The sequence below is a fragment of the Enterobacter cloacae complex sp. 342H5 genome, assembly GCF_050030905.1.
GTDB classification, from domain to species: Bacteria; Pseudomonadota; Gammaproteobacteria; order Enterobacterales; family Enterobacteriaceae; genus Enterobacter; species Enterobacter intestinihominis.
The window spans coordinates 80,655-97,186 of the sequence record NZ_JBLGVB010000001.1 but is presented as its reverse complement, the minus strand read 5'-3'; the positions used below and the strand labels follow the sequence as shown (position 1 = coordinate 97,186).

Genomic DNA, 16,532 nt, shown 5'->3' with positions numbered 1-16,532 from the left:
GTATATTTTTTTTATACACAGATTTCACTTATACACATGCCACTTACAGACATACAAATCCGACGCGCTAAGGCACAAGACAAGCCCTACACCCTCAATGATGGACAAGGCTTATCCTTGCTCATAAATCCCGACGGGAGCAAAGGATGGAGGTTCCGCTACCGGTTTGCAGGTAAAGCCCGGTTAATGTCATTTGGTTCCTACAGTCTCGTCTCGCTTGCAGAGGCACGCGACAAACGCGAAACAGCACGCAAGCAGGTGGCAAATGGCATTGATCCAGTCGAAGAACGCAAAGCTCAAAAGTTGGCACAGCAGCTCTCAACAGAAAACTCATTCGAAGCTATATGTCGGGAGTGGCACACAAATAAAGCAGATCGCTGGACGGTGGCCTATCGCGAAGAAATTATTAAGACATTTGAGCAAGATGTTTTCCCTTACATTGGTAAGCGCCCCATAAGTGATATTAAACCGCTGGAACTGCTTGAGGTGCTACGGAGGATAGAGAAGCGTGGAGCGCTAGAGAAAACACGTAAGGTGCGTCAGAGGTGCGGTGAGGTTTATCGCTACGCAATCATAACTGGCCGCGCTGAATACAATCCTGCGCCTGATTTAGCCATCGCTCTGGCCGTGCCCAAGCAAAAGCACCATCCATTTTTATCCGCTGAAGAGTTGCCTCATTTTATTCGGGATCTTGAAGCGTATACCGGCAGCATCATCACTAAGAATGCGACAAAAATCGTCATGCTAACTGGCGTAAGAACTCAGGAGATGCGCTTTGCTACGTGGGAAGAGGTAGACCTCGAAAAAGGTATATGGGAAATCCCGGCAGAGCGGATGAAGATGCGCAGACCCCATATCGTGCCATTATCCACACACGTGATTGAGCTCTTCAGGCAGCTCAAACCTATTACCGGCCATTATCCTTACATTTTTATTGGTAGAAATAATCGTAGCAAACCGATCTCTAAAGAAAGTGTGTCACAGGTGATTGAGTTACTTGGCTATAAAGGGCGTGCTACAGGTCACGGTTTTAGACATACAATGTCGACAATTCTGCATGAGCAGGGTTTTGATAGTGCTTGGATTGAAATGCAGCTGGCTCATGTGGATAAGAATAGCATTCGTGGTACCTATAATCATGCTCTTTACTTGAAAAAACGTCGAGAAATGATGAACTGGTATTCAAACTTAATAAAAGAGCACATTATATGTTTAAAATAATATCCATTATGGAACAAAATAAAGCTATAAATCTTTCTGAAGATAAAGATAATAGCCATAACACATTCACTGTCATTACTGGTAAGAATGCCTGTGGAAAGAGCAGTTTACTTGGAAAAATAGTAAATTCATTTATTTTTCAAGGAGAGTCAAAACGAATGAATCTAGCAGAATCATCTGTTAGCCAACCAAAAAAAGTCATAGCCGTATCAACGAGTAGATTTGATAAATTCCCGACAATAGAAAACGCTAAAAATAACATTAACTTCTCAGGGTCTTATAATTACTTAGGGTTTAGTGGAAAACACTCGTCACCATCTGATATATTATCCGATGGTTTTCTTTCTATAATAAAGGGGATTATGCATGATGATAAGAACACTTCTCGAATTGGTGACGTTTTTAATTATCTAGGCTTTAATCAAAATATCAGTGTCAACTTTGATATAAAAGTAAATATTGGTTACTTACATACAAAAGAGTACAATAATTATGCAAAAAAATATATAGCATCGATTGATAACAAAATATATAACCATAATGAAATGAGAGATTATATAAATTTTTCAAAATGGTTCAACCAAATTTTTCTTGAAGATTATATAGCACGTGACAGCGACATAAAACATCACTTCCTTAACCAAAAAGACACTTATCAATCCAATATAGATCGCTTAAGTTTTTTAAAATACATCGAAAATACAACTAATAGTTTTGGTGGGAAAAACTTTAATATCAAATTCGATCTTTACGATAAAGATAGTATTGATAAAGCAGATTATGAATGGCTTATATACCTAATGTCTAAAGGTGCAGTTAAGGTAAAAAATATAAATCTTACGAATAAGAATGAAAAAACATCTTTTAGCTTTAATCAAGCAAGCTCTGGTCAACAATGCATCATGACCATGATGATAGGCATTGCTGGTTCAATTGACGATAACTCACTGATTTGTATTGACGAACCTGAAATTAGCTTGCACCCTCAATGGCAACTTGATTTTATAAAATTACTACAAGAAACATTTAATCATTATAACGGCTGTCATTTCATAATCGCTACTCATTCGCCACAAATAGTTTCGGGCTTAGAGCAAAAAAATGGATATATTTGCTCCTTGGAAAAAAATAAATTACATGATGCATTAACTACTTCAAAAAAATCTGCTGATTTTCAATTGGCTGAGATTTTTAATTCCCCTGGATATAAAAACGAATATCTTTTAAGGGTTTTATTATCTTTTTTAACCAATCCTCATGAATTCTCCAACACTTCTGAAAATTCTCTTTCAGAAATACAAAGAATTATAAATCAAAAAGAAAATATAACACCTACTGATCCTGTATATAAATTAATTTGTCTAGCGGAAAATGTATTGATGGAGGGAAAAAATGTACTTAACCTCCAATGATTTAAAAGGAATTTGCAAATCTGCCTACAATGACTTCGCCGCTTTGCCGGAAGAGGAAAAAAAAGGCACATATTGGAATGACCTAGAGAATAAAGAATTAAGTCATTTCAAAACATTTGTGAAAGATTTTTACATGAGAAGTCAAGACTTTACATGTCCTTATTGTAAACAACGTATCGTTGTTGATCATCAAGGAATTTGGGATGCTGAGCATATTATCCCTAAAGATACTCACCCACACTTTTTGATGGAACCGAGTAATCTTTGTGTCTCCTGTAAGGATTGCAATTCCGAAAAGGGAAATAAAAACGTACTTAAAAATAAAAACAGAAAAACACTTCCTGCAAATGGAGATGATTACATAATTAGCCATCCGAACTATGATACATATACTGACAATATAAAAATAATAGAATTGTGTGGGTATTATCTACCAATTAATGATAAAGGTAGGGCAACAATAGAGATTTGCGGACTCCTACGTTTTACATATGAGTATGCAAACTATGGTAATCTTTCATTGAAAACTAAAGAGTTAATTAATCACTTAAGCACTGAGTTAATAAAATGCTCAACTCCATATGAAGAAGCAGCATTGTTAGGTTTCATAAGAGAATTGGCAACAAAAGGATTAGCGCAGATGGCTGAGGATTTTCTTGCGGCTCAACAGCAAAAACTTAATGCTATGGCTTAGCGCGCAATGCTCTCCCCGCCCCGCCTGCCCGCTTAAGGGGGCGCTTTTAATGCAGGTGCATGACCGGCCTCAGGGCGCGCCAGCGCTGGCACTGGCGGGGGATCCAGTGTCGGTAAAACGCATGCAAAACCATGCACCTTATGCATGCATGGCTTTTTTAGGGGATAAAGGCGTGATTTTCGGGAATTTTTGAAAGGACTACTGCGCGGCCAGCTCTGCACGGCGGCGGGTGTAATTCAGGTTCTGTGCAGGCGTGAATTTTTCACGATTATCATCGCGCGAAGCCGCGTCAGGCCTGAATTCGATGGCCGTTAAAATGTCATTATCCTGCGCCGAATAATTGATTTTTTCACCGGCGGACAGCCAGAGCTGTAGCGCCTCGCGCAGATAATCGAGTGAGTGCTGCATAGCGCAGCGCTGAACGGCGGAATGTTGCCCGGAATAATTCATCAGTTCAGGGGCAAGGGCGGCGGCCAACTCCGCGCCGTGCGCCTGCATAAAATCATTTAATCGGTCGCGGATGCTGATGCGCTGCACCTCCTCATGTGAGCGGATGTAGCGACCGGCAGCCTGATTAATTTCCCATTTTTTCACGTCGATAATCTCACGCAGCGTTTGCAGGCTCCGGCCGCTGTGGCCGCTGCCGGCAAGCTGTTCGCGGTATGCCTGTTCGGCCTGCGTCAGTTCTTCCCTGCGTTGCAGCCAGGCGGATTTGTTTGCCTGACAGGCCTCAAAGGCTTTCTGTAGCGTCAGTGTGGTCACGTATGTTTCTCCTGATGACTGGCCGTGCTTACGCACCGGCACGGTTAACGGTGGCCGCCGGTGCGGGTAGCGGGATAACCGGCTCTGTCACCGGTGAACGAATAACCCCGTCGATGGATTCAAGCGTGCGGAACGTGGCCGAGCACTCGATGTTCATGCACTGGTGATAGCGCTGTTTGACGTTATCGGACAGATAGCGACTGGTGCGGGAATGCGCGCTGGTTTTGCAGAACGGGCAGTGAAACATGCTTACCCCTCCGCTTCTGTCTCGCCATTTTCAGCCAGCTTTCTGGCAAGCATCATTCTCTTCGCAGGGCTGCGTAACAGCTCCGTATCAACGTCAGTAATCTGCGGCCGGTGCATGCCCGTCACGGACAACACCGGCTCCTGCGTCATATCGAAGTGATACAGGCTGCCCTCACGGCTCAGCGCATCGCGCAGCTCGCCGGTGGCCACGGACTCCGGTGCGCTTTCTCCCTTCATTTCGAGGGCACGAATGCGCAGCAGGAAAGCGCGGATGAGGGTGACAGGAACCGCATTGACAGCCTGAGCCCATTCCGCACCGGCGTAAGCGGTAAAGGCATCTTCATGCGCTGAAAGGTATTTATTGCCGGTGGAGCAGGCATTCAGCATGGCGCGTGTCCGGTCGGTCTCCAGCTCCGCAATCAGACCGGTGAACTCGTCGGCCAGCTCGCGGCTGGCGATACGCCTGCTGTGCTCAGCCTTCATTTCAGGGGTGAGACTGCCGCGCAGGGTGCGAAAGCGGCTGCGCCAGTCCTGCTCCGCCTCAGTGCTCTCATCGAGGGCGGTCTGCCGCTCCTGCTTACAGCGTTCAATGGACGTATCAATCTCTTTCAGAACCTGCATGCTGGCCGCGTGGGTGTCTCTTGCCGCAGTGAATGCGCTCAGCTTGTCGGTGATGCGCTGGCTGTTCTCTGCGTACCGCTGAGCGGCAACGTCTTGCAGGGCGGTAATGAGTGTTTCGGGTTTCATGTTCAGGCTCTCCGTTTATTCAACCTGAAATGATTCTGCCCTTCATGACACAACATCTCGATTCATTGCAGTTGTGGCAGTTCTGGCACAAACAGCACTTTAAACCCGGCTTGCCAGATAAAGGTCTCAGCAAAACCTTACTCATCGTTTGTTTTTTTACATATAACTGTTCACTACTGTTCACCTTAAATAAAAATATAAGTAATACAGTAAGATAAAGGGTGAACAGTTGAGGGTCTGACTGTTCACCGTCTGTTCACCACTGTTCACCCATCTTCTGAACTCTCCTGGAGGTGTATATATTTTTTATTAATAAAAAATAAGCTATTAACCACTTTTGGTTATGTATGGATGTGCCAGAATGTGCCAAAGGATACCCACGATATACCAGAACATTGTCAGAGATTGTCGCTGTATAAAAAACAGTCTGTTGTGTGGTGAAGTACTGCAAAATGACTTGTTGCCCTGAGGGAAAATATTCACAAAATAGAGAGCTACCCGAGGCCGGACGGACATGACCGGCACTGTATGGACTTTATAAGGTAGCCCGATGCACACCGCTTTTTCTTCCCCGTCTTCTGCCCCTGCCACCCCACTGATGCCGGTTTCTGATGCCGTTCAGGAGCGCTTTCTCCGCCTGCCCGAAGTGATGCATCTGTGCGGCCTGTCCCGGTCAACCATTTACGACCTCATCAGCCGGGAAGCCTTCCCGAAACAAATCTCCCTCGGTGGAAAAAATGTGGCGTGGGCGCAGTCTGAAATCACCGCATGGATGGCAGATCGCATTGACGAACGCAACCGGGGCTATGACGCATGATGATGACCGTTCAGCATTCAGCCCCTTTTTCTGGCTTGCTTCCTGTCGTCGTTTCCAGGTATAGTTTTCCCGCTGTCGCAAAATCGGCAGCCGGAATTGGCGTTCCGAATAACTTCAAGGCGACACGACACGCGCCATGCGTGTTTTTTTATGTCGTTGCTCAGGCACACCCATTTTCAGGGCTGTGGTGTTTATTCGTGCACCCGAGTCCTTTTCTGATAATGGTAGTCCGGGCGGGGCAGCCTTCGGGCTGGCCGGTTTCCTTGAAGGCCGGTTACGCCAACCCCGTTCGGGCTGCCACCAGTGAAATTGGCGTTTCCGGTGGTAGTTTTTCAAACTACTTCAAGGAGGCTGCCATCATGGCTACTACCCTCACCCCATCGTACCCGCAGTTTGTCTTTGTGTTTGCCGCCGTTCGTCGTGCAGACCGTAAACCCCGTATCTGTATGCTCCGCACCGTTGCCGGTGATGAACACGCCGCACGCCTGTCGCTCGTTCGCGACTACGTTCTGTCGTTCGCTGGCCGCCTGCCGGTTGCGGAGGTGCGTGCATGAGACACACCACCATTACCGCCCGTGACCTCGAATGTCTGGAGCATATGCGCAACGTCGGCCAGCTCGTCAATGAGCTGATGCAGGTGCAGGACTGCGCCACCATTCGTCGTGACCCTGCGCAGCAGTCGCAACTCACCTCCGTGATTTACCTTATGACCGCTCAGCTCGACGGCGTGGTAGAGCGCTGCAATCAGCGCTGGCTGACCGGGGAGGGCAACGTATGAAAAAGCCTTTACCGCCCGTATTACGCGCCGCGCTATATCGGCGCGCCGTGGCCTGTGCATGGCTGACGGTATGCGAACGCCAGCGCCGCTATCCGCACCTCACCCTTGACGCGCTGGAAAGCGTCATTGCCGTCGAGCTGGAGGGCTTCTACCTGCGCCAGCACGGCAAGGAAAAAGGCCGCCAGATTGCCTGTGCACTGCTGGAAGATTTAATGGAAGCCGGACCACTCAAAGCCGCGCCGTCGCTGTCCTTTCTCGGGCTGGCCGTGATGGATGAACTCTGCGCCCGTCACATGCAATCGCCTGTTATGCACTGAGGGAGAAAATAACGATGAAAATGAACGTAACGGAAACCGTAAAACAGGCGTGCGGCCACTGGCCGCGCATTCTTCCGGCGCTTGGTGTGAAGGTCATGAAAAACCGGCATCAGGCCTGTCCGGTGTGCGGCGGCTCTGACCGTTTTCGCTTTGACGATAAAGAGGGGCGCGGGACGTGGTTCTGTAACCAGTGCGGTGCGGGTGACGGTCTTAAGCTGGTCGAAAAGGTGTTCGGTGTAAAACCATCAGAGGCAGCCCAAAAGGTGAACGCCGTGACCGGCAACCTGCCGCCGGTTACCCCGGAAGTGATTGCGGCCGCAGAGGCTGAAACGGAGGCTGACCGCAAGGCGGCGGCCGCACTGGCCGTCAGGCTCATGGAGAACACCCGACCTGCCAGCGGCAACGCCTACCTGACCCGCAAGGGCTTCCCCGACCGGGAATGTCCGGTACTGACGGTCACGCATAAAACCGGCGGCGTGACGTTCCGCGCCGGTGATGTGATTGTCACGCTGTATGACGATACCGGCGCACTGGTTAACCTTCAGCTTATCAGTTCTGACGGTCTCAAACGCACCCTGAAAGGCGGGGCGGTAAAAGGAGCGTGCCATACCATCGAAGGGAAAAAACAGGCCGGAAAACGCCTGTGGATAGCGGAGGGCTATGCGACCGCGCTCACCGTGCATCACCTGACCGGTGAAACCGTCATGGTGGCGCTGTCGTCCGTGAACCTCCTTTCTCTGGCGAGCCTTGTCCGCCAGAAACACCCGGCCTGTCAGATTGTCCTCGCCGCCGACCGTGACCTTAACGGTGACGGCCAGAACAAAGCCGCTGCGGCCGCAGGAGCCTGTGAGGGCGTTGTCGCCCTGCCGCCGGTGTTCGGTGACTGGAATGATGCTTTTATACAGCACGGCGGGGAGGCCACGCGGAAAGCGATATATGACGCCATCCGGCCACCGGCGCAAAGCCCGTTTGATACCATGAGCGAGGCGGAATTTACGGCCATGAGCGCCAGCGACAAGGCTCTGCGGGTGCATGAGCATTACAGCGAAGCGCTGGCGGTGGATGCGAACGGCCAGCTCCTGTCCCGCTATGAAAACGGCATCTGGAAAAATATCCCGGCAGCCACTTTTTCACGGAATGTGGCTGACTTATTCCAGCGCCTGCGCGCCCCGTTCTCATCCGGGAAAATTGCCTCGGTGGTGGAGACCCTGAAACTGATTATTCCGCAGCAGGCCGCACCGGCACGGCGTCTGATTGGCTTTCGCAACGGGGTGCTCGATACCCAAAGCGGCATATTCAGTCCACATCATAAATCGCACTGGCTGCGCACGCTGTGCGACGTGGATTTTACCCCGCCGGTGGAAGGCGAAATGCTGGAGACTCACGCGCCGAATTTCTGGCGCTGGCTTGACCGGGCGGCCGGTAAAAATCCACAAAAGCGCGACGTGATACTCGCTGCGCTTTTTATGGTGCTGGCGAACCGCTATGACTGGCAGCTCTTTCTCGAAGTCACCGGTCCCGGCGGGAGCGGCAAAAGTATTCTGGCCGAAATTGCGACCCTGCTCGCCGGAGAGGATAACGCCACGTCGGCCGACATCGACACGCTGGAAGACCCGCGCAAGCGTGCATCCCTGATTGGCTTCTCGCTGATACGTCTGCCGGACCAGGAAAAATGGAGCGGTGACGGCGCAGGGCTGAAGGCCATCACCGGCGGCGATGCGGTCTCGGTTGACCCGAAATACCAGAACACGTATTCAACACATATTCCGGCGGTAATTCTGGCCGTGAACAACAACCCGATGCGCTTTACCGACCGCAGCGGCGGCGTGTCCCGTCGCCGGGTGATTATTCATTTCCCGGAGCAGATTGCACCGGAAGAGCGCGACCCGCAGCTCAGGGATAAAATTGCGCGCGAGCTGGCCGTTATCGTGCGCCAGCTTATGCAGAAATTCAGCGACCCGATGACCGCGCGCGCACTGCTCCAGTTGCAGCAGAACTCCGACGAGGCACTCAATATCAAGCGCGATGCTGACCCGACGTTTGATTTTTGCGGTTATCTGGAAATGCTGCCACAGACCAGCGGGATGTTTATGGGTAATGCCAGCATCGTCCCGCGTAATTACCGTAAGTATCTCTATCACGCGTATCTGGCCTATATGGAGGCCAACGGGTACAGAAACGTGCTCAGCCTGAAAATGTTCGGGCTGGGGCTGCCCATGATGCTGAAAGAGTACGGCCTGAATTATGAAAAGCGGCACACAAAGCAGGGGGTACAGACCAACCTGTCGCTGAAAGAAGAAAGCTACGGCGACTGGCTGCCGAAATGCGATGAACCCGCAGCAACATAACCCACTCCAGACCGGCTACAGCCGGTCTTTTTCTTTCCGGCAATTGCCATAAGGTGAACAATGCACTGTTCACCCTTCACCAACTCATCACCACTTAACTGCATGATATAAAATGAGAAATAACCGAGGTGAACAGTGTGAACAGTGTGAACAGTGTGAACAGTGTGAACAGTTAAATGCAAAAAAACTTTTTTATCATCATCTACACTCTGCTCGCTGTCATATAATTCTGTACCGTATTCACGATATGCTGTTGAAAGTAATTTTTTAAAATATCAAGGGCGGTCAAATCGTCCGCATTCAATGAGGTTAATAATGGCGCAGGATGCTTGGGTGGTGCAATTGCAGATGCTATTAGCTCATATACCTGTCAAGGATGTAATGGTTAATGCGGTTGGAAGCTTTGTTGGTGGTGTAGCACTCATTTGGCTCGCAATGAGTAAGCATGGAGTTCGTATTTTAAGGTCAAAGTTAGCAAGACCTAATGTACGTATCGAACGTCGTAGAACACCTGAAAATATATTCTCAGGGATAGAGCTTGGTGCTCCATCTCGCTGGGTTGAACAACAACTAGGTGTTCCTAACCGCATAGGGGATAAATGGTGGGGATACAGGTTTTCAGACTCATTGGTTTCTCTGACATTCGATTCAAACGATTCTATTGAAACCATCGCAGTGGCATTGATTGACCATGATACAACTTTCGAATTTCCATCTTGGCACCTTTGCTGTCCACCGCTGGGAAGATTAACCCTAAAAGATCTTATGGAAGAGGAACACTTAACTTTGGAGTATAGGGAGTCCTTACGGCATCAAGAACTCCTAGTTTCAGGAAGAGAGGGGCCACCAGGTGCATGGAATTATGTTGCTTTTGGGGCGCTGTCGCCTCATGCCCCTGGGCAGTTGTTACCGAGTGATTTTGAATGGGATAGGGCTAATGAAACTCTTCTTAGCAGTTCAAAAGATGTAAAAATCAACTGGGCAGCAGTTTCAAGCACCTCATACATCGATGTTTTTCCATGGGATTTAGGTTTAACGCTTCGACCTTGATAGCCACGATTTGGCGTATCTGCTTATATTGGTAAGTAGGGCAGGTATTCGTGAATGGGATTAGTGTTCAGGCCAAAATTTTTGACCTAAAGAGGTTGTATAAAAAACGAATGCATCCGCCAGTGTGTATAGATTTGTGTATAGGTTTATTTTTCATATTCTGTTTTTATAGTTAAATCAATTGCTTAGTTTGTTTTGTTGACTCCTGTGATCTTCCGCCAAAATTCATATAATTAATTTTTTCAAATATCCATTCTTAAAGCATATAATATTTTTATAACTATCACTCAGGAAGTGTTATATGAACATATTATTTGGCATGGAAACAAAAGATATAATTATGACAGCAGCAGTTATTGTTGGCCCTGTTCTTGCTGTTCAAATACAAAAAACATTAGAGCAATTCAGAGAAAGAAAACAAAGCCGCTTATCGATATTCAGAACTTTAATGTCTACCAGAGCTCAAAGATTGCATAGAGAACATGTGCAAGCATTAAATATGATCGATCTAGAATTTTATGGAAGAAAACTCCCAATAATAAGAATCAGATATCAAACTAAGAAAGAACAAACTGTTACTCATGCCTGGAAAAGTTATAATAGCCATCTAAATAAAATTAATGACTACCCAGATATTAATATTTGGATATCCAAATCCGATGATCTTTTTACTGACTTGCTCTACGCTCTTTCACAAGCAATGAATTACGATTTTGATAAAGTACAATTACAAAGAGACTGCTATAGGCCAATTGCTCATGGCGATTTAGAAACAACACAAGCAAATATCTTAAAAGGGCTAGAAAAAGTTTTCTCTGGCGATACAGCCTTACCGATGTTCATCACTAATGCCCCCATGAATAATTCAAATCAGAATGATGAAGTCATGCCTGAAACTACAACTGATTGCGATACAGAAACACGCTGACATATTCATGCTTTCGGTGAAATACCCTTAGCTCGTAACGCCTCCCTCGCCAGTTCCTTCAACCAACTGGCGAGGCTCACCCCTTCTTGAGCCGCCACAGCATCCAACTGCTCCTTCAATGCCGGATCAATACGCATCTTAAACTGCGGAGACTGCCCGCCGCCTTTTGGTTTTTTTTCGCGCGATATGATTGACATGAGGCCACCTATCCATCTACCCTGATACATATAGGAGGCCACCTAAACCTCCTGTATTTGCAACGCCCCGATGTGCGGGAACACAACCGGAGCGTCTAACCTCATCAACTATCAAGGAGTTGATTATGGCTGATTCGCATTCTACCTCAGACACCGACCAATCCGGAACCGAGCGTTCGGTAATTGTGGGATATCGCCCGAATGTTTTCGACAAATCCACGCCGAAAATCATCCTTTCCGGCAAATGGCTACGCGCCGCAGGTTTTGATACCGGACAGCAGGTCACAGTAAAGGTCATGAAAGGATGCATCGTTCTGGTGGCGTATAACGAGCAGGAGCAGCGTTTGCAGGACGATTATAAACGGACGAAAGCAAAGCTTATTGAGATAGAGGACGCGCTTGCAGCGATCCAAATTCCACATGCTGGAAAGCGCCTCGCAAAATCAAATACAAACCACCTGGCTTAGCGGCTGTTTCTGGCATACTACCTGCCTGGTGCATTAGATGTGGAGGCGACATGGCAGATAAAGACGTAATCCAATCCCCGGCAGGCGAATTTGTTATGTTTGCCTGTGATGACGGAACGGTTCGCATTACATGTCGCTTTAAACATGAAACGCTCTGGCTGTCGCAAGCAGCCATAGCGGCTCTTTATCAGGTCACTCCTCAAGCCATTACTCAGCATATTAAAGCAATTTACGAAGAAGGTGAGCTTGAATAAAAAGTAACTTGTAAGGCTTACTTACAGGTTCAGCAAGAAGGTCAATCGCAACACATTTCACTATTGCCTTCCCGGCTTCCTCGCTATCGGTTAGGGCAGGCCAGGCGCTTCAGGAATACCTAGTAAATGGCTTCGTTATGGATAACAAGTGCCTGAAGAATCTCTCAATCGGATCATCCGCCCTATATGTTTATTTCGAAGAAATGCTGGAAAGCGCCTCGCAGTTTCTCACTTGCACCATCCGTTTGATATCCCTTCTTTGTCATACTCCTGCCACTCACGCCCTGGCTGCCACTGACAGCCATTGCATTTATCAACTACAGCTTATATTCTTTTTATAAGCTACAGCTTATCATGGACGAAAGCATGTGGACGGTACTGTTTAGTAAGGTATTCGAGCAATGGTTGCTTGAACAGGAAGATGGGTTGCAGGAAAAGGTACTGGCAGACCTGTTAAATCTACAGAATTATGGACCGCGTCTTCCTCGTCCCTATGCGGATACCGTTAAGGGCTCACAGTATAAGAATATGAAAGAGTTACGTATTCAATATGCGGGTCGCCCGGTTCGTGCGTTCTTCGCGTTTGATCCTGTACGTCAGGCCATTGTGCTTTGCGCGGGCGATAAGCGTAATGACAAAACCTTTTATGAAAAACTGATTCGCATTGCGGATGCTGAATTCACCCTTCATCTGACAAGCCTGGAGGCAGCCAAGTGAAAACCTTAAATGAAGTGATTGCGTCACGCTCACCGGAAAGCCAACAGCGCATTCAGGAGATGGCAGAGGAAATGTTCCTCGAAACCGGTCTGCAACTTCTGCGTGAAGAGCTCCAGCTTTCGCAAAAACATGTCGCCGATCTTATGGGCGTAAGTCAACCTGCGGTAACACAGCTGGAGCAGCGTGGAAACGATCTGAAGATTGCTACGCTTAAGCGTTACATCGAAGCGATGGGCGGAAAACTTAGCATTAACGTGGAACTACCCACTGGCAAGCAGGTTGCGTTTCATCTCTAGCGCGATTGTATCTGTAGTTGATGGCGCAACTATATAAGCCGCATTTTACATCCACCTCAGAAAATTAATTCTGCGACGTGCGCCACACCCCAGGCGTACAACCATACTCCGTCTGAAAATGACGAATAAAGTGCGCGCAGTCGCTGAATCCCATCCGCTGCGCAATATCCGTCACGCTTTGCTGCGAGTTCTTCAGCAGCCAGCAAGCATAGCGCAGTCTGGCGCTGCGGATAAATTCGCGGGCCGTTTTGCCGAATTCTGCGTGGAACAGACGGTTGAGCTGGCGTTCACTCAATGCCACTTCTCGCGCAAGCCCGGCGGTGGTGAGCGGCCGGGTCAGGAACTGTTCTATCAGCATGACGGCGCGGCGCAACCGCGAGTCAGGGATAAGCGCAAGATTCGCCGGACGTGGGGTGGCAATTTCATGCGGAACGAGCGACAAACGCTGACAGGTGGTGCTGGCGATATCATCCCCGGCATGGGCGCGGATAAGCTCAGTTGCCAGCGTCAGGGTGGAAATACCGCCCGGGCAGGTCAGCACATCGCCATCGTCGATGAAATCATACCCTTGCTCAGCATAAACCAGCGGGAAAGCCTGCCGAAATGCATCAAGGTGGAAAGGATGGATGGACGCTCGTCGTTCATTCAGCAATCCTTCCTGTGCGAGGACAAAACTGCCGGTGCCAATGCCAATGAGCGGAACCCCGGCATGGTGGGCATGTGCCAGATACGCTTTATCCCCCTGATATCCTAAGTCCAGATACTGCAATTCACCGCCGATAACAGCAAGGTAGTTAAAACTTTCCGGCGGGGCATGGGGGGAATCCGGTCTCATGATTATTCCCGCATTGCTGATAATCGGGATATCAGGAAACTCACTTATCAGGCTGATTTTAAATGCTAATTTATCCTGCGCTTTCGCTGCATAACGCAGCGCCTCCAGCAACCCAGAGACGGCCAGGAGTGAATAACGGGGCCATAATATCAACCCAATATGCAGACACTTTTCCGGTACTGATTTCCCCCCATCGGAGGAGTCAAATACACTTTTCATTTACTTGCCAAATTTAAAATTAATTACATTATCGCAACATGATCTGTCGCACTTTATATTTCTAAGATAATCCTGATATTTTAAATCAAGCATAAATGAGACGGGAGGAAAATATAATGCTTTTCTCGTTTACATCATTCTTTTTTTGAACCACGACACACATATGTCGGTAATGTTCCTAAGGTAAAGATATAGTTACCATTATGTTGTTCATTGATACGCATATAAATACTCTTGCCCGGATAGACAAAAAATTGCGGTTCATATTTTTCCAGCCAGCTGTCTTCAACATTATCGTCCGGGAACGTCATATTTTTTTCTGACGTCAGCAAATAGAGGCGATCTTTTCTCTCCACCCGAAAGGAAATTTTCCTGTCGATGGTTTTACCCGGATCGCTCTTTGCCCGGCCATTCATGCTCAGGGTGCCGAATTTCCCGTCGAAGGTGTAATTCAGCCAGACCGTCAGCGTCTCATCCGGATGGTGCTGTACCAGATTAGCCTGGCATGAAAAAGGCTGAACGTAAGATCGGTGCCACAGGTAATAGCCCGTCAGCACGCCTGCCGTGACGAGGCCCGTCACGATGACATACAGCATCTGCCGAAAACGAGTCATGCTAGCTATCCTTCAGGAAATAATCAGATATACAGCGGTTCGGTTCTTTCATTGGCCGGTCGCAGCGAATAACCGACGCACGAGGAAGCAGGGCGTACCAGCTGATGTAAACCCAGGGATATTGCGCGCATTCAGCCTTGAATTGTTCTACATAGGTCAGCGCGGAAGCGCGTTCAGCGTGAGTCTGAATGTCGTTCGCAAGATAAACGCGACAGGCCCCAACGGATGCCGCAAAACGATAATCCTCAACAAAACGGTTTTCCCTGGCGTTCATATATCCCGTCACGCCTCCCACGGCCAGGATGACCAATAGCCCCATGACGACAGCCAGCCAGCGCGTGGGCTTCCTGGCAACGGGCGCTGCTGGCTCGGAGGATGCAGAGACCTCCTCGATCGCTGGCGCCTCCACACATTGTCCCTCTGCGGGTTGAGGCGCGACAGGCGAAGACTCTCTGACGGTTATTTGCGTGTCGCTTGCCAGCGTCAGCCCAATACGGGGAATGGTAACGATAGGGTCAGTTTCAAAACCAATCTTTTTAAGCCCTTTGCGCAGAATGGAGATGTTCTGGTAATAGGTATTGGAGGAGACAAGCATGCCGCGGCTTTGCCAGACAATATCAAGGAACTCTTGCTGTGTGACAATCGACCCCGCTCTGTCGATTAATAACAACAGGCATCGGCCTGCTGGCGAATTTAACACAACCACACGGTCAGGATTGTTGATATCACGTAACGTGCTGGCCGCAGGATGAAATTCGACGATATTATTTATAATGTAATGCTTATGCATAGGGGCAGTATGAATTCTCCGGTTAACAGATGTTGAACCTGAGTCACCGCATGTATGTGATGACATTCGCGTCGGGATTAATGTGACTGATTAACCGCATGCTGTATATCTTCGCCATTGGCGAAAAATCTTAATTTATATTTCATCCCTTAAGCTTCACTGAACCTGCATAAGAACTCAAGCCTTGTAGAATGCGGCTTGCAGAGCCGATTCATCCGCGATCATCCTCATTATGATGTTTTGTGAAGTGAATTTCCGCTCCACAGAAGTATCTGACTATCGACAGCATCTCTTTTATCAGAGCCTCTCCTTTTGGCGCATTCCTCGCCTCTTGACATTGACAAATATCTACATAAAAAAACATTGTACGCCACGGACATGCGTGTCTGAAATATTCAGTACTCTTAAGCCTTAAGTTTTCTCAACCTGACAAATATCAATAAGTTACATGGTTTTTGTATGCTTTTCACCCACCTCTCTATCAGTTTTTAACGATGATAACATTCGTAAATTGTTATTCCCCGTCAGCAACTTCACACCCGCACTGACACCAGACGACAAACTCCTTACAAAACATTTATCAAAGCTAAATTTTCATTAAAAATAGCGGCTATCATAATTTACAGAAAGCGAAGCGGAATAAGACCAATCAGAGGGAAGCGTCGTAACCGGTCTCGATCTTAGTAATTAATACAATTTTAGATTAATTCAGATTACCTCTTTATTGGCCGACGTATAGTAGGCCTACACTATGCAATACGTCATTGCTTCGAGAATACTGGCGATACCCTTATAAATAACTCGCCTGATTACTATTATAAAT

At 47.9% G+C, this 16,532-nt stretch carries 20 protein-coding genes and 1 pseudogene; 14 read left to right on the top strand and 7 right to left on the bottom strand.

All coding sequences use genetic code 11. From position 1 onward, the window contains the following. Positions 1-36: 36 nt before the first annotated feature. Genes ACQG03_RS00520 through ACQG03_RS00510 form a run of 3 tightly spaced genes read left to right on the top strand, consistent with a single transcriptional unit; the run spans position 37 to position 3,327 of the window. On the top strand, positions 37-1,221 hold the full coding sequence (locus ACQG03_RS00520) for a tyrosine-type recombinase/integrase (protein WP_063163331.1): 1,185 nt from the start codon (positions 37-39) through the stop codon (positions 1,219-1,221). 8 nt (positions 1,222-1,229) lie between these two features. Beyond that, positions 1,230-2,633, top strand: coding sequence for an AAA family ATPase (locus ACQG03_RS00515; protein ID WP_316456836.1), 1,404 nt, complete (start codon positions 1,230-1,232; stop codon positions 2,631-2,633). Beyond that, the gene (locus ACQG03_RS00510) at positions 2,614-3,327 is read left to right on the top strand and encodes an HNH endonuclease (RefSeq protein WP_063163333.1); all 714 of its coding nucleotides are present in this window, start codon (positions 2,614-2,616) and stop codon (positions 3,325-3,327) included. The genes ACQG03_RS00515 and ACQG03_RS00510 overlap by 20 nt, the downstream gene beginning before the upstream one ends. Positions 3,328-3,525: 198 nt before the next feature. Here the strand turns inward: ACQG03_RS00510 and ACQG03_RS00505 are convergent, their stop codons facing one another. From ACQG03_RS00505 to ACQG03_RS00495, 3 genes are read right to left on the bottom strand one after another with little or no spacing between them, the layout of a single operon-like run. Then, positions 3,526-4,089 carry a phage polarity suppression protein gene (locus ACQG03_RS00505; RefSeq protein WP_063163335.1) on the bottom strand — a complete coding sequence of 188 codons (564 nt, stop codon included), beginning with the start codon at positions 4,087-4,089 and terminating at the stop codon, positions 3,526-3,528. A 28-nt stretch (positions 4,090-4,117) separates the two neighbouring features. Then, positions 4,118-4,336: an ogr/Delta-like zinc finger family protein gene (locus ACQG03_RS00500; protein WP_023323621.1), complete on the bottom strand. Its 219-nt coding sequence runs from the start codon at positions 4,334-4,336 to the stop codon at positions 4,118-4,120. 2 nt (positions 4,337-4,338) lie between these two features. Continuing rightward, complete coding sequence (locus tag ACQG03_RS00495) at positions 4,339-5,082, bottom strand: hypothetical protein (protein WP_063163336.1); 744 nt, start codon at positions 5,080-5,082, stop codon at positions 4,339-4,341. Positions 5,083-5,632: 550 nt separating this feature from the next. Between ACQG03_RS00495 and ACQG03_RS00490 the strand changes: the two genes are divergently transcribed. The 7 genes from ACQG03_RS00490 (at position 5,633) to ACQG03_RS00460 (ending at position 11,320) form a co-directional block, all read left to right on the top strand. Next, positions 5,633-5,899: a helix-turn-helix transcriptional regulator gene (locus ACQG03_RS00490; protein WP_063163337.1), complete on the top strand. Its 267-nt coding sequence runs from the start codon at positions 5,633-5,635 to the stop codon at positions 5,897-5,899. Continuing rightward, the gene (locus tag ACQG03_RS00485) at positions 5,896-6,453 is read left to right on the top strand and encodes a host cell division inhibitor Icd-like protein (protein ID WP_059353804.1); all 558 of its coding nucleotides are present in this window, start codon (positions 5,896-5,898) and stop codon (positions 6,451-6,453) included. The genes ACQG03_RS00490 and ACQG03_RS00485 overlap by 4 nt, the downstream gene beginning before the upstream one ends. Continuing rightward, a complete protein-coding gene (locus tag ACQG03_RS00480; RefSeq protein WP_063163338.1) occupies positions 6,450-6,677 on the top strand; it encodes a hypothetical protein in 228 nt (75 codons plus the stop codon). Before ACQG03_RS00485 ends, ACQG03_RS00480 begins: the two co-directional genes overlap by 4 nt. After that, the gene (locus tag ACQG03_RS00475) at positions 6,674-6,994 is read left to right on the top strand and encodes a DUF5375 domain-containing protein (RefSeq protein ID WP_063163339.1); all 321 of its coding nucleotides are present in this window, start codon (positions 6,674-6,676) and stop codon (positions 6,992-6,994) included. Before ACQG03_RS00480 ends, ACQG03_RS00475 begins: the two co-directional genes overlap by 4 nt. Positions 6,995-7,008: 14 nt before the next feature. Next, positions 7,009-9,342 (top strand): primase-helicase zinc-binding domain-containing protein, encoded by a 2,334-nt coding sequence (locus tag ACQG03_RS00470; protein WP_426726061.1) that lies wholly within the window; start codon positions 7,009-7,011, stop codon positions 9,340-9,342. A 315-nt stretch (positions 9,343-9,657) separates the two neighbouring features. Next, entirely contained in the window at positions 9,658-10,392 is a 735-nt protein-coding gene (locus ACQG03_RS00465) for a hypothetical protein (RefSeq protein ID WP_074141230.1), read from the top strand. A 301-nt stretch (positions 10,393-10,693) separates the two neighbouring features. Continuing rightward, the gene (locus tag ACQG03_RS00460) at positions 10,694-11,320 is read left to right on the top strand and encodes a DUF6680 family protein (RefSeq protein WP_051979808.1); all 627 of its coding nucleotides are present in this window, start codon (positions 10,694-10,696) and stop codon (positions 11,318-11,320) included. A 5-nt stretch (positions 11,321-11,325) separates the two neighbouring features. Here ACQG03_RS00460 and ACQG03_RS00455 read toward each other — a convergent pair whose 3' ends face one another. Then, complete coding sequence (locus ACQG03_RS00455; protein WP_038416963.1) at positions 11,326-11,517, bottom strand: toxin-antitoxin system HicB family antitoxin; 192 nt, start codon at positions 11,515-11,517, stop codon at positions 11,326-11,328. 125 nt (positions 11,518-11,642) lie between these two features. On the opposite strand from ACQG03_RS00455, the gene ACQG03_RS00450 reads away from it, so the two are divergent. From ACQG03_RS00450 to ACQG03_RS00435, 4 genes and pseudogenes are all read left to right on the top strand, one after another. Continuing rightward, entirely contained in the window at positions 11,643-11,984 is a 342-nt protein-coding gene (locus ACQG03_RS00450) for a SymE family type I addiction module toxin (protein WP_063163341.1), read from the top strand. Positions 11,985-12,034: 50 nt separating this feature from the next. Next, positions 12,035-12,450 (top strand): annotated as a pseudogene (locus ACQG03_RS00445) (hydroxyacid dehydrogenase); the annotation flags it as partial. Between the two features lie 154 nt (positions 12,451-12,604). Beyond that, complete coding sequence (locus ACQG03_RS00440; RefSeq protein WP_047050720.1) at positions 12,605-12,955, top strand: type II toxin-antitoxin system RelE/ParE family toxin; 351 nt, start codon at positions 12,605-12,607, stop codon at positions 12,953-12,955. Next, positions 12,952-13,251 carry a helix-turn-helix domain-containing protein gene (locus ACQG03_RS00435; protein WP_023299004.1) on the top strand — a complete coding sequence of 100 codons (300 nt, stop codon included), beginning with the start codon at positions 12,952-12,954 and terminating at the stop codon, positions 13,249-13,251. Before ACQG03_RS00440 ends, ACQG03_RS00435 begins: the two co-directional genes overlap by 4 nt. A 64-nt stretch (positions 13,252-13,315) precedes the next feature. On the opposite strand, the gene ACQG03_RS00430 is transcribed toward ACQG03_RS00435, so the two are convergent. The 3 genes from ACQG03_RS00430 to ACQG03_RS00420 all read right to left on the bottom strand — a co-directional run bounded on the left by ACQG03_RS00430 (position 13,316) and on the right by ACQG03_RS00420 (position 15,709). Continuing rightward, on the bottom strand, positions 13,316-14,086 hold the full coding sequence (locus ACQG03_RS00430; RefSeq protein ID WP_237765595.1) for a GlxA family transcriptional regulator: 771 nt from the start codon (positions 14,084-14,086) through the stop codon (positions 13,316-13,318). 353 nt (positions 14,087-14,439) lie between these two features. Further along, positions 14,440-14,919, bottom strand: coding sequence for a hypothetical protein (locus ACQG03_RS00425; RefSeq protein ID WP_022646606.1), 480 nt, complete (start codon positions 14,917-14,919; stop codon positions 14,440-14,442). Position 14,920: 1 nt separating this feature from the next. Then, positions 14,921-15,709, bottom strand: a complete 789-nt coding sequence (locus ACQG03_RS00420) for a winged helix-turn-helix domain-containing protein (RefSeq protein ID WP_063163344.1) — start codon at positions 15,707-15,709, stop codon at positions 14,921-14,923. Positions 15,710-16,532: the final 823 nt, after the last annotated feature.

Coding starts and splice junctions, on each gene's coding strand:
- ACQG03_RS00425 (WP_022646606.1), bottom strand. CDS start 14,919: ATGACTCGTTTTCGGCAGATGCTGTATGTCATCGTGACGGGCCTCGTC.
- ACQG03_RS00440 (WP_047050720.1), top strand. CDS start 12,605: ATGTGGACGGTACTGTTTAGTAAGGTATTCGAGCAATGGTTGCTTGAA.
- ACQG03_RS00465 (WP_074141230.1), top strand. CDS start 9,658: ATGGCGCAGGATGCTTGGGTGGTGCAATTGCAGATGCTATTAGCTCAT.
- ACQG03_RS00430 (WP_237765595.1), bottom strand. CDS start 14,086: ATGAGACCGGATTCCCCCCATGCCCCGCCGGAAAGTTTTAACTACCTT.
- ACQG03_RS00450 (WP_063163341.1), top strand. CDS start 11,643: ATGGCTGATTCGCATTCTACCTCAGACACCGACCAATCCGGAACCGAG.
- ACQG03_RS00485 (WP_059353804.1), top strand. CDS start 5,896: ATGATGATGACCGTTCAGCATTCAGCCCCTTTTTCTGGCTTGCTTCCT.
- ACQG03_RS00455 (WP_038416963.1), bottom strand. CDS start 11,517: ATGTCAATCATATCGCGCGAAAAAAAACCAAAAGGCGGCGGGCAGTCT.
- ACQG03_RS00520 (WP_063163331.1), top strand. CDS start 37: ATGCCACTTACAGACATACAAATCCGACGCGCTAAGGCACAAGACAAG.
- ACQG03_RS00490 (WP_063163337.1), top strand. CDS start 5,633: ATGCACACCGCTTTTTCTTCCCCGTCTTCTGCCCCTGCCACCCCACTG.
- ACQG03_RS00480 (WP_063163338.1), top strand. CDS start 6,450: ATGAGACACACCACCATTACCGCCCGTGACCTCGAATGTCTGGAGCAT.
- ACQG03_RS00510 (WP_063163333.1), top strand. CDS start 2,614: ATGTACTTAACCTCCAATGATTTAAAAGGAATTTGCAAATCTGCCTAC.
- ACQG03_RS00495 (WP_063163336.1), bottom strand. CDS start 5,082: ATGAAACCCGAAACACTCATTACCGCCCTGCAAGACGTTGCCGCTCAG.
- ACQG03_RS00420 (WP_063163344.1), bottom strand. CDS start 15,709: ATGCATAAGCATTACATTATAAATAATATCGTCGAATTTCATCCTGCG.
- ACQG03_RS00515 (WP_316456836.1), top strand. CDS start 1,230: ATGGAACAAAATAAAGCTATAAATCTTTCTGAAGATAAAGATAATAGC.
- ACQG03_RS00500 (WP_023323621.1), bottom strand. CDS start 4,336: ATGTTTCACTGCCCGTTCTGCAAAACCAGCGCGCATTCCCGCACCAGT.
- ACQG03_RS00470 (WP_426726061.1), top strand. CDS start 7,009: ATGAAAATGAACGTAACGGAAACCGTAAAACAGGCGTGCGGCCACTGG.
- ACQG03_RS00460 (WP_051979808.1), top strand. CDS start 10,694: ATGAACATATTATTTGGCATGGAAACAAAAGATATAATTATGACAGCA.
- ACQG03_RS00475 (WP_063163339.1), top strand. CDS start 6,674: ATGAAAAAGCCTTTACCGCCCGTATTACGCGCCGCGCTATATCGGCGC.